Here is a 13314-nt window from a genome sequence, read left to right on the forward strand (position 1 = left end):
ACAACCCTCCCGCTGTGGTCGGCACGGCGGGGGTGGCGGCCGCCGATTGGTGTGGACCACTGGTCGAGTGCGTACCTCTTGAGTATGCACGCCTTCATGGGATGATTTGTGAGTGCCTCACCTCAGTGATCTCATCTGGCGACACACGTCACTCAAACAGGCCGACCTGGAGTGGTTCCACTCCCTGGTCTCGGACTGGCAGCTCCTGGCGGACCTGTCCTTCGCCGATCTCGTGCTGTGGGTGCGTCTGCGCGAGGACGACGGCTGGGTGGCCATCGCCCAGATGCGTCCCACCACCGGGCCCACCGCCTTCCAGGACGACCTGGTCGAGACCGTCCTGCGCGACGACATGACCGATGTCACGTCCCGCTCGGCGCCGCGCGTCATCGGGCGCAGGGCTCTGATCGACCGCGCCTGGGAGGAGGGGCGCATCTGCCGCGACGGCGACCCGGACTGGTCGGGCGGCGTCCCGGTGCGCGAGGAGACCATTCCGGTGCGCCGCCAGGGCAACCTCATCGGGGTCATCCAGCGCAGTACCAACCTCAGCTCGGCGCGCACGCCCAGCCGCCTGGAGCTGACCTACCTGCAGAGCGCGGGCGACCTGGCCCAGATGATCGCCGAGGGCGCGTTCCCGTTCAGCGACCAGGGCCCCCTGATGGTGCGCTCGCCCCGGGTCGGCGACGGGCTGCTGCGCCTGGACCAGAACGGCGAGGTGGTCTACGCCAGCCCCAACGCCCTGTCGGCCTACCGCAGGCTCGGCCTGACCGCCGACCTGGTGGGGGCGCGCCTGGACCGCACCACGCTGGAGCTGGCGGCTCCGGGCGAGGCGCGCGACGAGGCGCTGACCTACACGGCGAGCGGTCGGGCGCCGCAGGAGGCCGAGGTGGACGCGCGCGGGGTCACCGTGCAGCTGCGCGCCATCCCCCTGGTCATCGACGGGGTGCGCATCGGCGCCCTGGTGATGGTGCGTGACGTCACCGAGCTGCGCCGCCGCGAGCGCGAGCTGATGACCAAGGACGCCACCATCCGGGAGATCCACCACCGGGTGAAGAACAACCTCCAGACGGTCGCCGCCCTGCTGCGCCTCCAGGCGCGGCGCCTGGACGTGCCCGAGGCGCGTGCGGCGCTGGACGAGGCGGTGGGCCGGGTCGGGTCCATCGCGATCGTGCACGAGATGCTCTCGCACACCCCCGACGAGGTGGTGGACTTCGACGACATCGCCGACCGGGTGATCCAGATGGCGGCGGAGGTCTCCTCCACGGGCACCGCGGTGGTGCCGCGCCGGATCGGCGGTTTCGGGCTGCTCAACGCGCTGGTGGCGACACCGCTGTCGATGGTCCTGGCCGAACTGGTGCAGAACGCCGTGGAGCACGGCCTGGGACAGGGGCCTGGGCGGATCGAGGTGCGGGTGCGCAGGTTCGACGCGCAGCCGGGCTACCCGGGGCCGAGCAGCCTGGAGCTGGCCGTCTCCGACGACGGCGGGGGGCTGCCGGAGGACTTCGACCTGGAGGGCACCACGAGCCTGGGCCTGCAGATCGTGCGGACCCTCATCGTGGGCGAGCTGGGGGGAACCCTGGCGATCAAGCCCAAGGAGAGCGGCGGGACCGAGGTGGCGATCAGCCTGCCGCTGGAGCACGAGGAGGGCGAGCTGCCCTGACACGGGGCTCGCGCGGACCACGCGCGGGGCCGGTCCGAGGGGCCGCTGGGCGCACCGGCCCGCGCGGCCCCGGTAGCCGTCCCCGCCGCGCCGCGCGGGGACTCCTCGGGACCTCCCGGGACTCCTCGGGGTTTCCGGGGAACCCTCGGGGCCCTAACGTGTGCGGGGCCTCAGCTGCTCACCATGGTGCGGTAGGCGCTGCCGCGGCGCTTCTTGAGCGCGCGGCGCTCGTCCTCGCTGGTGCCGCCCCAGACGCCGCCGTCCTGGCCGCTCTCCAGGGCCCAGCGCAGACAGGCCGAGCTGACCGGGCAGCGGTTGCAGACCGCCTTGGCCTCCTCGATCTGGATCAGTGCGGGGCCGAAGTTCCCGATGGGGAAGAAGAGTTCGGGGTCTTCGTCACGGCAGGCTGCGTCATGGCGCCAGTCCATGCGGTCCACTCCTCACGGTGAGGCGATCGGGGGCTTGTGAAGCTTTTCACGATCTTGTGCGCGTCCGTAACGGGCGAAGGGCGCCCGATGGATGGGTTCCATCGGAAGGGGTGTTCGGGCCGAGGTCCGTCCAGGTTTCATCCCACGGCCATGTGGGAAGCGCCCCAATTAACTCGCCTGTAACTCGCGGCGATATCTTGAGCGTGACAGCATCGATCGGCCCATGCAAGAGCTGCCGAGGCCGAAGGTCCTGTTCGGCGTGTCGGGTGCGTCACAGTGGCTCGGAATGGCGTCTTTCGGCGCAATTAACAGACGATTCGTAATGCCTTCGGTACAGAGTGGAAGTTGACCTGTTCGCGGTCTCCCAGGTATTCGCCGTCGATTTGGAAGGCCCTGGGGTGGGACGACGTGATCTGGAGAGAGTCCTGGTCATGCCACGTCACGTAGCCGTCCCCACGTGCGGGAAGGCCTTTGGGGAAGAACATTTGGGAAAGGATCCACCCCGTGAGCGCGTGCGAGGAGTGGGTCAGCGCGAAAGCGTCCAGGCCCAGATCGAAACGCGAGGACGGGGTCGGCTGAAGCGGCAGCGCCCCCGCGTAGGTCCAGGGCGTGGTGTTGGTGACGAGCGCGAAATACGCCCCGACAAGGGACCTTCCGTGGCTGACCACGCTTAGTGACGGATCGCGGATATCCCCCTGGAAGAACAGCTTTACCGCCACTTCGGCGTACAGCGCGGGAGTGGCCTTGCGCCCGTTGGCGCGCTCGTTCTCCACCTGCTGGACCACGTCGGCGTCCCAGCCGAAACCAGCACAGAAAGTGAAGTAGCGGTCGTCCTGGTCGCTGGTGATCCGGCCGAGGTTGATCTCGCGCTCGCGGCCCTCGCGGACCGCCTCCAGCACGAGGCCGGTGGCCTCCACGGGGTCGCCGGGCACGCCCAGGGCGCGTATGAAGACGTTGGCGCTGCCGCCGGGGATCACCGCGTATCGGGGGCGTCTGAGCCCCTCGGGGGTGGTCAGCAGGCCGTTGACCACCTCGTTGACGGTCCCGTCGCCGCCCAGGCTCAGCACCAGCTCGTACCCGTTCCCGGCGGCCTCGCGGGCCAGCTCGCCCGCGTGGTCGCGGTACTCGGTCTCGGACACGGTGACGTCCAGCTCCGACGCCAGGGCGCCCATGATCACCTCACGCGTGCGTGACGTGGTCGTGGTGGCCTGGGGGTTCATGATGAGAAGGGCGCGCACCACGCCAGTCTAGGGCGTATCTCCCGGGGCCTCCGCTCCGTTTCCGCCCGCCGCCCGCCGGGGTGCTCCGCGCCGGGGCGGTCCGTCCTCGACGGACGCCGCGCGCCGCTCCCGACCGTCCGGGCGCCGCGCGCGAAGCCGGGGCCGAGGGGAGGGAGCCCCGGAGCGCGTATAGGCTCGTCAGGTGTCTTCGCGTCCCGTCACCATCGTCATCGCCGCCGCCCTGGAGGCCCTGATCGGGCTGGCCGCCGCGGTCAGCGGGGTCTACAGCCTCTTCACCGCGATCACCGGCCAGGCCAGCGACCTGAACAGCGCGATTCCCCTGACCGCCCTGGGACTGGGCGCGGGCGCGCTGCTGGTCTTCGTCGCGCGCGGACTCTGGCAGATGCGGGACTGGGCGCGCACGCCCGTGTTCGTGACCCAGCTCTTCCTGGCCGTGGTGGCCTACTACATGTTCACCAGCGAGCAGTACGCGTTCGCCGCGGTGCTCGCGGTCGTGGCGGTGTGCGCCTCCGCGGCCGTGCTCTCACCGCCGACGACCGCGGCGCTCTTCCCCGAGGAGCGCGGGAAGTAGCGCCGCGGCCGCCCCCGGCGACCGCTCGCGCGTCAGTCGTCGGTGGTCAGCGCCTGGCGCAGCTGCGCCAGGGTGCGGGCCAGCAGACGGGACACGTGCATCTGCGAGATCCCCAGCTCCTGGGCGATCTGCGACTGCGTCATGTTGCCGAAGAAGCGCAGCAGCAGGATGCGCTTCTCCCGCGGCGGAAGCTGTTCCAGGAGCGGCTTGAGCGACTCCCGGTACTCCACGCCCTCCAGGGACTCGTCCACGATGCCCAGTGAGTCGGCCACCGCGGGCGCGTCCTCGTCCCCGCTGTCGGGCGCGTCCAGCGACACCGTCGAGTAGGCGTTGGCGGACTCCAGGCCCTCCAGCACCTCCTCCTCGGTCATCTGAAGGTGCGCCGCGAGCTCGGCGACGGTCGGGGAGCGCCCCTCCCGTTGCGACAGGTCGCTGACCGCCTTGGTGAGCGAGAGCTTCAGCTCCTGGAGGCGACGGGGGACCCGCACCGCCCAGCCCTTGTCGCGGAAGTGCCGTTTGATCTCACCGACGATGGTGGGAGTGGCGTAGGTGGAGAACTCCACCCCGCGCTCCAGGTCGAACCGGTCGATGGACTTGATCAGCCCGATCGTGGCCACCTGGGTGAGGTCGTCCAGCCACTCGCCGCGGTTGCGGAAGCGGCGGGCCAGGTACTCCACCAAGGGCAGGTGGAGCTCCACCAGCTCGTCGCGGATCCGCCGGCGCTCCTCGGAGTCCGCCTCGAGTTCGCCGAGGCGCTCGAACAACTCTCTCGCGCGGGCCCTGTCGGGCACCGCGTGCTCGGTCTTCGCTGTCAGAGCGGGCCCCCTCTCGCTCACGCCGACTCCAGCGTGCCGCGGCGTTTGTACAGGACGATGTGGACACGGTCGTCCGGTCCGACCCCCGCGTCGACCTCTCCCGCGAGGGCGGACAGGACGGTCCAGGCGAAGGTGTCGCGGGCGGGAAGGCGCCCGTCCGCGGTGAGCACCGAGACGGAGATGCGCATCCCGTCGGGGGTGAGTTCGAATTCCGTGGTCAGTTCCGTGCCCGGCAGCGCCTGGGAGAGGAGCATGGCGCAGGCCTCGTCGACACCGATCCTCAGATCCTCGATCTCGTCGAGGGTGAAGTCCAGTCGCGCGGCCAGACCCGCCGTCGCCGTCCGCAGAACGGACAAGTAGGCGCTGTCCGCGGGCATGTTGACGGTGACAGCGTCCCGGACGCCGATGGCGTCGGCCGTGGGCACAGCGGTTTCTTCGGTCACGTCCCTCCTTCGGGGGGCGGGGTTGCCGCTTGAGAGCAATGTATCTGGTTTACCCTGCCACTGACGCAGGGCGAACGGATCGTGTCCACACGATCCGGGGCGAAAGGCGGGACGGAGGGCCGGTCTCAGGGGACCTCCGCGCCCAGTGCGTCCAGCGCGCCGCCGTCCAGGCGGCGGACCGTCCACCCGTCCATGGGACGCGAGCCCAGGGACTCGTAGAACCGTATCGAGGGCTCGTTCCAGTCCAGCACCGACCACTCCAACCGGGTGTAGCCGCGTTCGACGCAGATCCTCGCCAGGGTCCGCAGCAGGGCCAGTCCGTGCCCCCGCCCGCGCGCCTGGGGGCGCACGTACAGGTCCTCCAGGTACACGCCGTGCTTGCCGGTCCAGGTGGAGTAGTTGCGAAACCACAGCGCGAACCCGACGACCGGGCCGTCCCCGTCCTCCTGGGCGACGTGCGCGAACACCGCCGCGTCCGGTCCGAACAGCGCGGTGCGCAGGTCCTGTTCGGTGGCGACGACCGCGTCCGGCTCCTTCTCGTACTCGGCGAGTTCGCGGACCAGGGCGTGGATGACGGGAACGTCGTCGGGACGTGCGGGACGGATCATCGGACCACCTCTGGCGCGCGGCGGGGACACGGTCGCGTCCAGGGTATGCGCTGCGGCGGGGCGCCCCCGCGCCCCGGGGCCGCTCAGGGCCGGTGGGCGACCACCCGCTCCACCAGTCCGAGGAACAGCCGGTCGTGGTGCACGACCTCGAACCCGGCCTCGACGGCGACGTCCCGGGGCAGGCGGCGCGGGTTCTCCCGGCGCCGCTCCACCAGCCGCCCGGGCATGCGGGCGTACTCGATGTGGTCGACCATCAGGAGCCTGCCGCCCGGCGTCAGTACGCGGTACATCTCCGCCAGGGCGCGCCCCTGGTCGGGGACGGCGCACATCGCGAGCGTGCACAGGACGGTGTCGAAGGCCCGGTCGGGGAAGTCCAGCTCCTGGGCGTCGCCCTCCACGAAGCGCACGGCCCTGCCCAGCTCCTCGGCCCTCTCGCGGGCGCGGTCGAGCATCCGCGGGCTGACGTCGACGGCGGTGAGGCGCACCTGAGGCGGGTAGTGGGCGAGGTTGCGGCCCGACCCGACCGCCACCTCCAGCGTCTCGCCGCGCGCCCCGGCGCACAGGATCTCGCGGGTGCGGCGCATGGCGGGGCTCTGGAAGCGCTCGCTGTGCTCGCAGTAGGCGGCCATCCGGTCCCAGCGCCTGCGTGTGTGTTCCGTGCGAGCGTCCATGTGCCTCTCCCGAGCGGGGCGCGTACACCACGACTCTGGCGACGCGCCGCCGCGCGGTCAAGGGATCCGGGGGTGTTTCCCCGGCCGGTACCGGCCGCCGCGCCCGGGTCGGGGCCGCGGCGGCCTCCTCGGAGCGCTCAGAGCACCTTGGACAGGAACGCCCGGGTGCGCTCGTGGCGCGGGTTGGAGAGCACCTCGGCGGGCGTGCCCGACTCCACGACCAGACCGTCGTCCATGAAGACCAGGGAGTCGCCGACCTCGCGGGCGAATCCCATCTCGTGGGTGACGACCACCATGGTCATCCCGCCCCGGGCCAGGTCGCGCATGACGTCCAGGACCTCGCCGACCAGCTCCGGGTCCAGGGCGCTGGTGGGCTCGTCGAACAGCATCAGCGACGGTTCCATGGCCAGCGCTCGGGCGATGGCCACGCGCTGCTGCTGGCCGCCGGAGAGCTGGTCGGGGTAGGCGTCGGCCTTGTCGGGCAGGCCGACCCGCTCCAGCAGCTCCATGGCCTTGGCGTTGGCCTGGCTCCGGGGGATCCGCTTGACCTGCACGGGCGCTTCGGTGATGTTGCCCAGGACGCTCAGGTGCGGGAACAGGTTGAAGCGCTGGAAGACCATGCCGATGTCGCTGCGCTGGGCGGCGATCTCGTTGTCGCGCAGCTCGTAGAGCTTTCCGCGCTTCTGCCGGTAGCCCATCAGCTCGCCGTTGACCCACAGCCGCCCGGCGGTGAGCTTCTCCAGGTGGTTGACGCAGCGCAGGAACGTGGACTTGCCCGACCCGGACGGGCCGATCACGCACATGACCTCGCCGCGCCCGACCTGGAGGTCGATGCCCTTGAGCACCTCCAGGCGGCCGAAGCTCTTGCGCACGTTCTCCGCCACGACGAGCGCGTCGGCGGGCAGGGTGGCGCCCTCGGCGGTCTCCACGACGCCCGGGTCCTTCGTCTTGTCGCTCACCTGTGCGCCCCTCCGACGATGCGGTCGCGGATACTGCCGTACTGGCCGGGGTTGAACCTGCGTTCGAGGAAGTACTGGCCCACCATCAGGACGCTGGTGATGGCCAGGTACCACAGGCACGCGGCGACCAGCATCGGGAAGATCTGGTAGGTCCGGGAGCCGATGGCCTGGAGCTGGTAGAACAACTCGATGGTCACCGGCACGTAGGCCAGCAGCGCCGTGTCCTTGAGCATGGCGATGGTCTCGTTGCCCGTGGGCGGCACGACCACCCGCATCGCCTGCGGCAGGGTGATCCGGCGCAGGACCCGGCCCTTGCCCATGCCCAGCGCCTGCGCGGCCTCGGTCTGGCCCTTGTTGACCGACTGGAGGCCCGCGCGGATGATCTCCGCCATGTAGGCGCCCTCGGACAGCGACAGCGCCAGCAGGCCGGCCGTGTAGCCGCTCAGCGCGGTGCGGGTGTCGATCTCGAAGAAGCGGGCGTCGCCCTCCAGACCCAGCCACGGCATCCAGTAGTTGTCGAAGGGCAGGCCGAACTCGATGGTCTGGTACAGGATGGCGATGTTGCCGAAGAGCACCGCCAGCACCAGGCGGGGCACGCCCCGGAAGAACCAGGTGTAGAGCCAGGAGACGGACACCAGGACGGGGTTGCCCGACAGCCGCATCACCGCCAGGACGATGCCCAGGACGACGCCGATGATCATCGACAGCACGGTGGCGCTGAGGGTGATCCACACGCCGCGCGTGACCGGCTCGGAGAACATGTGGTCGAACATGAACGGCCAGTTGAAGGCGTCGTTCGTGAACAGCATGTGCACGAACATGGCCGCGAGGACGAGGATGACCCCGGCCGCGACCCACCGTTCGGGGTAGCGCACGGGGACGGCGGTGACGTGGTCGGCCGGACGGCCCGGTGTCGAGGTCTTCGACACCGGGCCGTCCGTCGGTTCGGTCGGTGAGGACAAGGGTCGGTCTTTCGCTCAGTGGGTGTAGGTCGGCCTGCTCACTCGGCGAGTTCGGGGTTCACCTCGGCGGACTCCATGACGCCGGCGTCCACGCCCCACTCGCCCAGTACCTCGGCGTAGGTGCCGTCCTCGATGAGCGCGTTGAAGGCGGCGGCCACGGCCTCGGCCAGCTCCGTGTCCTCCTTGTTGGTGAGGATGCCGTAGGGGGCGGCGTTGTACTGCTCGCCGATGAACTCCAGGACGCCCTCGCCGGTCTGCTCCAGCGCGTAGGCCGAGGTCGGCATGTCGGCGAGCGAGGCGTCGTTGACCCCGGAGACGACCGTCTCGGTGGCCAGCGGCTGGCTCTCGAACTTCTGGATGGTGATGGCCTCCTCACCGGCGTCGACGCAGGCCGCGCTGCGCTCCTCGATGTCGGTGTCGTGCGTGGTGTTGGACTGCACCGCGATCCGCATGCCGCAGGCGTTGTCGGGGTCCACGTCCTGGGGGTTGCCCGCCTGGGCGAACCACTGGGTGCCAGAGGAGAAGTAGCTGACCATGTTGACCTGCTCCATGCGCTCCTCGGTGACCGTGAAGGAGGAGGAGCCCAGGTCGTAGGTGCCCGTGTCCACGCCGATGATGATGGAGTCGAAGGCGGTGGGCTCCCACGTCGCCTCCAGGCCGAGCTTGGCCATGGCGGCGTTGACGAGGTCCACGTTGAAGCCGAGGACGGTCTCGCCGTCGGGGTCCAGGTACTCGCCGGGCGGGTAGGAGGCCTCGACGCCGACCGTGACGGTCCCGGCCTCGGCGATGTCGGCGGGCACGAGCGCCGCGAGCTCCTCGTCGACCTCGACGGAGGGCGCCTCGGGAGCGGCCGACTCCTCCGCGCCTCCTCCGTCGCCGTCCCCGCCGCCGCAGGCGGTCAGCGCCAGGACGCCGGCGAGGGACAGGGCGCCGAGGGCGAACGGCGTGGGCAGGGACTTGTGCAGAGCCATCGCGGGGTCTCCTTCGGGGGCGCGTAACGCCTGGCGGGGGCGGGTTCGTGACCCGACCGCCCGAGTCGGAACGACATTCAGGACAATCTTCTTTTAGCACTCAGAAGCCGGTGCCGTCCCATCGTGCACACCCGCGATGTTCCTGCGGTCACCGTTGTGAGAGGATTGCGTAACGGGTCATCCCCGTGAGAGGCGGCCGCGCAGCAACTCGTATAGGAGTCCCGCGAAGAACGACTCTCCCCGGCGACACCACCGGTCATGGCCGACCGGCGCCGAGGAGGGCCCCCTAGCAATCGTCACGTCTTCGCGCGCGGTCCGCACCACCGCCAGGTCCGCCCCCGTCATGGCCGACGGCGGGTGGAACACGCAAGACCTGAGGGGTTTTCAACCGTGACCACTGTTTCGCGTTCCCAGAACCCGCGTCGTGACGACGATCCCGCCTTCGCGATGCACCGCGGCGGCAAGCTCCACGTGACCTCGTCCGTGGACGTCCGCGACCAGGAGGGGCTCTCCCTCGCCTACACCCCCGGCGTCGCCCGCGTCTGCGACGCCATCGCCGAGTCCCCCGAGCTCGTCGACACCTACACCTGGAAGAGCAACCTGGTCGCCGTCGTCACCGACGGCACCGCGGTGCTGGGCCTGGGCGACATCGGCGCCGAGGCCTCCCTGCCGGTGATGGAGGGCAAGTCGCTGCTGTTCAAGCAGTTCGCCGGCGTCGACTCCGTGCCGATCGCGCTGGGCTGCACCGGGGTCGACGAGATCGTCGAGACCGTCGTGCGCATGGCGCCCTCCTTCGGCGGGATCAACCTGGAGGACATCTCCGCGCCCCGCTGCTTCGAGATCGAGCGCCAGCTGCGCGAGCGCCTGGACATCCCGGTCTTCCACGACGACCAGCACGGCACCGCCATCGTCACCGTGGCCGCGCTGCGCAACGCCGCCCGGCTCACCGGGCGCGCCCTGGCCGACCTGCGCGCCGTGGTCTCGGGCGCGGGCGCCGCGGGCGTGGCCGTCACCAAGATGCTCGTCGACGGCGGGATCGGCGACATCGCCGTGGCCGACTCCAAGGGCATGATCTACGACGGCCGCGAGGGCCTGACCCCCGTCAAGCGGGAGCTGGCCTCCATCAGCAACCGGGCCGGGCTGCGCGGGTCCATCGAGAGCGCGCTGGAGGGGGCCGACGTGTTCATCGGCCTGTCCGCGGGCGAGGTCCCCGAGTCCGTGGTCGCCACCATGGCCGACGACGCGATCATCTTCGCGATGGCCAACCCCAACCCGGAGGTGCACCCGGACGTCGCCCGCAGGCACGCGAGCGTGGTCGCCACCGGGCGCAGCGACTTCCCCAACCAGATCAACAACGTCCTGGCCTTCCCGGGCGTGTTCCGGGGCGCCTTCGACGCGGGGGCCACGGACATCACCGAGAACATGAAGCTGGCCGCCGCCACGGCGCTGGCCGACCTGGTGGGCGACGGGCTGTCCGCCGACTACATCATCCCCAGCCCCTTCGACGAGAGGGTGGCCCCGGCGGTCGCCGCCGCGGTCGCCGCCCAGGCCCGCGAGGACGGCGTCGCCCGCGGCTAGGGGCCCGGACACGACGGGGCCCGGAGGGCGCGCCCCCGCGCCGCCCTCCGGGCCCCTCCGCGCACTGCCTACCTGCCGTCGCCGGGGTCGTCGACCGCCTCGCTCCAGGGATCGGCGGACGGCCTCGGACGCGTCCCGCCCTCGGAGGCGGGCTTGTCCTCGAAGGTCCCCGACCGCTCCGGGGCGGGCTTGTCCTCGAAGGTCCCCGACCGCTCCGGGGCGGGCTCGGCCCCGGAGGTCCCGGACCGCTCCGGGGCGGCGGGCTCCTGCTCCCCCGCCTCGGGGGCGGTGGCGGCCCCCTCCCCGGACCCCTCCGCGCGGTCGGCGGGCGGGCCCCAGTGCCGCATGTCCCGGCGGATCACCTCGACCGTGTCGTCCAGGATGCGCCGCAGGTCGGTGGCGGCGGCCTCCCCGACGTGTCCCGCCTCGCGGACCACGTCGCGCACGCGGTCGCCGAAGTCGTGCAGCGCGCTCTCGAACTCCGGGCCCTGCGACGGGCGCCCGGAATCGCGCCTGCCGCCCCAGGCGGCTCCGAACGCCCCGAAGCCTTGTGTGAAGCGCTCCCACTCGCGGGACCACCGCGAGCCGTCCTCGCAGCCCTGCCCGGACTGCTCGCGGTTCTCGCCGGACTCCTTCCCGGACGCGTCCGCCGCCTCCTCGCCCCGGCCGCCCTCCTCCGAGGCGGTGGAGTCGGCGGGCCCGGTCGGGTCGGCGGTCCCGGCGGCTTCGCCCGGGGCCTCGGGTCCGGGGCGGCGCGCGCCCCCGGAGGCGAACTTGAGCTCGTCGCGCAGCGAGCTGATCGTCGCGCGCACGTCCTGCTTGACCGCCCGGGCGATGTCGCGCACCGAGTCGGTGATCTCCCGCTCCAGGTCGTTCAGGTCGTTCTCGCGCTCGCGCAGCTCCTCGCGGCCCTTGTCGGTCAGGCTGTAGACCTTGCGTCCGCCCTCCTCTGTGTGGGTGACCAGCCCCTCCTCCTCCAGCCGGGCCAGCCGGGGGTAGATCGTGCCGGGAGAGGGCGAGTACACGCCGAGGAAGCGGTCGCGGAGCAGGCTGATGATCTCGTAGCCGTGCCGCGGATTCTCGTCCAGCAGCTTGAGCAGGTACAGCCGCAGTCTGCCGTGGCCGAAGATGGTACTCATTCAGGCCCCCTCGGGGATCGCGGCCGGTGCCTCGGGCGCGCGCCGCAGCAGCGCGGTCCGACCGGACGCGGAGTTGGTGGTGATGGAGGCGGGGTCGACGCCGCTGCCGATCCTCCCGCTCAGGACCGTCCTGGCCGGGGCGCTGCGCCGGTCCAGCCCGAAGTCGGACTTGGCGGGCGCCGCCGCGGTGCGCAGCTCCACGGTCGCCGAGGTCTCGGAGGGCACCCGCAGGGCGATCTCGCCCGAGACCGAGGTGAGCCGGACCCGCCCCGCCGGGGCGACGCCGGTGTCGACCAGCAGCTGACCGGAGACGGTCTTGGCGCTCAGCGCGGACAGCCGTCCGCCCGCCACCGCCAGCTGGCCGCTCACGCTGTTGAACTTGAGACTGCCGTGGGGCTCGCGCACGGCGGTGCTGCCCGAGACGGTGTTGATCTCGGTCTCGCCCGAGACGTCGTCCAGGGTGATCTCCCCGGTCGCGGTCCGCAGCTGGCTGCGGGCGCTGAGCCCTGCGGCGACGATCGGCGCGCTGGCCGTGCTGACCTCGACCGGGCAGTCCTTGGGCAGTCGCAGGTTCACGGTGGCCCTGCGGTGCTGCACGCTCTTGTAGCTGTTGAGCTGGACCGGCCGCAGCCGGTCCAGGAACCCCTGGCCGGTGAGGTCCTCGTACTGGATGGTGAGGATGCCCGCCTCCTGCGTGACCAGGAGGGGTTCACCGACGATGTCGGCGACCTCGAAGGTGACCGGGTCGTCGGTGGGAAGAATGTTGACGTGGCCCCCGATGATCCGGACCCGCAACGCGACGATGCCGTCCAGGGTCTGGGTCATCGGCCTGTCGATGGTCCAACGTGCCATCGTGCTCGGCCCCTTTCGCTCGCTCTGTGGTCTCACGATATGTCGCGTCTGCGGCGAACTCAAGATATGTCGCGGATCGGCGGGTTGTTTCAGGGAGACCTCCGGGCGAACCCCGAGACCGCCGGGGGAGGTCCCCGGGCACGCGAAGGGGCCCGGGTCGCGCTGACCCGGGCCCCTCAGGCGGTCCCTACTCGTCGTCCTCGTCGTCCAGCCGCGCCAGCCACGTGGCCAGCCGGTCGACCGGGGTCTCGAACTCGGGGTTCATGTCGGTGAACGCCCGCAGCTGCTCGGCGAGCCAGGCGAAGCTGACCTCCTCGCCGCCGCGGCGGTTCTCCAACTCCTCGATTCCGCGATCGGTGTAGTACACGTTCTTCCTTCTCCGTGCTCGCAGGCCCGCATCGGGGCCCGGGGCGCGCAGA

At 71.1% G+C, this 13314-nt stretch carries 15 protein-coding genes; 3 read left to right on the top strand and 12 right to left on the bottom strand.

Going from position 1 to position 13314, the window contains the following annotated elements:
* Nucleotides 1-112 precede the first annotated feature (112 nt).
* A complete protein-coding gene (locus KGD83_RS06730; protein ID WP_019608063.1) occupies nucleotides 113-1657 on the top strand; it encodes a sensor histidine kinase in 1545 nt (514 codons plus the stop codon).
* A gap of 170 nt (nucleotides 1658-1827) precedes the next feature.
* Here the strand turns inward: KGD83_RS06730 and KGD83_RS06735 are convergent, their stop codons facing one another.
* Nucleotides 1828-2085, bottom strand: coding sequence for a WhiB family transcriptional regulator (locus tag KGD83_RS06735; RefSeq protein ID WP_047869445.1), 258 nt, complete (start codon nucleotides 2083-2085; stop codon nucleotides 1828-1830).
* A gap of 305 nt (nucleotides 2086-2390) precedes the next feature.
* Nucleotides 2391-3323, bottom strand: coding sequence for a diacylglycerol/lipid kinase family protein (locus KGD83_RS06740; protein ID WP_212643013.1), 933 nt, complete (start codon nucleotides 3321-3323; stop codon nucleotides 2391-2393).
* Between the two features lie 184 nt (nucleotides 3324-3507).
* Here KGD83_RS06740 and KGD83_RS06745 point away from each other — a divergent pair, with 184 nt between their 5' ends.
* Nucleotides 3508-3897 carry a hypothetical protein gene (locus tag KGD83_RS06745; RefSeq protein ID WP_212643014.1) on the top strand — a complete coding sequence of 130 codons (390 nt, stop codon included), beginning with the start codon at nucleotides 3508-3510 and terminating at the stop codon, nucleotides 3895-3897.
* Between the two features lie 32 nt (nucleotides 3898-3929).
* Here KGD83_RS06745 and KGD83_RS06750 read toward each other — a convergent pair whose 3' ends face one another.
* From KGD83_RS06750 to KGD83_RS06780, 7 genes are all read right to left on the bottom strand, one after another.
* Nucleotides 3930-4688 (bottom strand): RNA polymerase sigma factor SigF, encoded by a 759-nt coding sequence (locus KGD83_RS06750; RefSeq protein ID WP_061080583.1) that lies wholly within the window; start codon nucleotides 4686-4688, stop codon nucleotides 3930-3932.
* A 41-nt stretch (nucleotides 4689-4729) separates the two neighbouring features.
* The gene (locus tag KGD83_RS06755; protein WP_013154696.1) at nucleotides 4730-5155 is read right to left on the bottom strand and encodes an ATP-binding protein; all 426 of its coding nucleotides are present in this window, start codon (nucleotides 5153-5155) and stop codon (nucleotides 4730-4732) included.
* A gap of 125 nt (nucleotides 5156-5280) precedes the next feature.
* Nucleotides 5281-5763, bottom strand: a complete 483-nt coding sequence (locus KGD83_RS06760; protein WP_212643015.1) for a GNAT family N-acetyltransferase — start codon at nucleotides 5761-5763, stop codon at nucleotides 5281-5283.
* Nucleotides 5764-5846: 83 nt separating this feature from the next.
* Entirely contained in the window at nucleotides 5847-6434 is a 588-nt protein-coding gene (locus tag KGD83_RS06765; RefSeq protein WP_212643016.1) for a class I SAM-dependent methyltransferase, read from the bottom strand.
* 137 nt (nucleotides 6435-6571) lie between these two features.
* Entirely contained in the window at nucleotides 6572-7393 is an 822-nt protein-coding gene (locus tag KGD83_RS06770; protein ID WP_275956950.1) for an amino acid ABC transporter ATP-binding protein, read from the bottom strand.
* The gene (locus tag KGD83_RS06775; protein WP_212643017.1) at nucleotides 7390-8355 is read right to left on the bottom strand and encodes an amino acid ABC transporter permease; all 966 of its coding nucleotides are present in this window, start codon (nucleotides 8353-8355) and stop codon (nucleotides 7390-7392) included. Before KGD83_RS06775 ends, KGD83_RS06770 begins: the two co-directional genes overlap by 4 nt.
* Before the next feature lie 38 nt (nucleotides 8356-8393).
* Nucleotides 8394-9326 (bottom strand): ABC transporter substrate-binding protein, encoded by a 933-nt coding sequence (locus KGD83_RS06780; RefSeq protein WP_212643018.1) that lies wholly within the window; start codon nucleotides 9324-9326, stop codon nucleotides 8394-8396.
* 447 nt (nucleotides 9327-9773) lie between these two features.
* Between KGD83_RS06780 and KGD83_RS06785 the strand changes: the two genes are divergently transcribed.
* The gene (locus KGD83_RS06785) at nucleotides 9774-10904 is read left to right on the top strand and encodes an NAD(P)-dependent malic enzyme (RefSeq protein WP_212644299.1); all 1131 of its coding nucleotides are present in this window, start codon (nucleotides 9774-9776) and stop codon (nucleotides 10902-10904) included.
* A gap of 68 nt (nucleotides 10905-10972) precedes the next feature.
* Here KGD83_RS06785 and KGD83_RS06790 read toward each other — a convergent pair whose 3' ends face one another.
* From KGD83_RS06790 to KGD83_RS06800, 3 genes are all read right to left on the bottom strand, one after another.
* Nucleotides 10973-12043: a PadR family transcriptional regulator gene (locus KGD83_RS06790; RefSeq protein WP_212643019.1), complete on the bottom strand. Its 1071-nt coding sequence runs from the start codon at nucleotides 12041-12043 to the stop codon at nucleotides 10973-10975.
* Complete coding sequence (locus KGD83_RS06795; RefSeq protein ID WP_212643020.1) at nucleotides 12044-12895, bottom strand: DUF4097 family beta strand repeat-containing protein; 852 nt, start codon at nucleotides 12893-12895, stop codon at nucleotides 12044-12046.
* A gap of 187 nt (nucleotides 12896-13082) precedes the next feature.
* The gene (locus tag KGD83_RS06800) at nucleotides 13083-13262 is read right to left on the bottom strand and encodes a DUF6104 family protein (protein ID WP_013154687.1); all 180 of its coding nucleotides are present in this window, start codon (nucleotides 13260-13262) and stop codon (nucleotides 13083-13085) included.
* Nucleotides 13263-13314 lie beyond the last annotated feature (52 nt).

Origin of the sequence: Nocardiopsis akebiae (genome assembly GCF_018316795.1) — a bacterium.
Classification (GTDB): Bacteria; Actinomycetota; Actinomycetes; order Streptosporangiales; family Streptosporangiaceae; genus Nocardiopsis; species Nocardiopsis dassonvillei.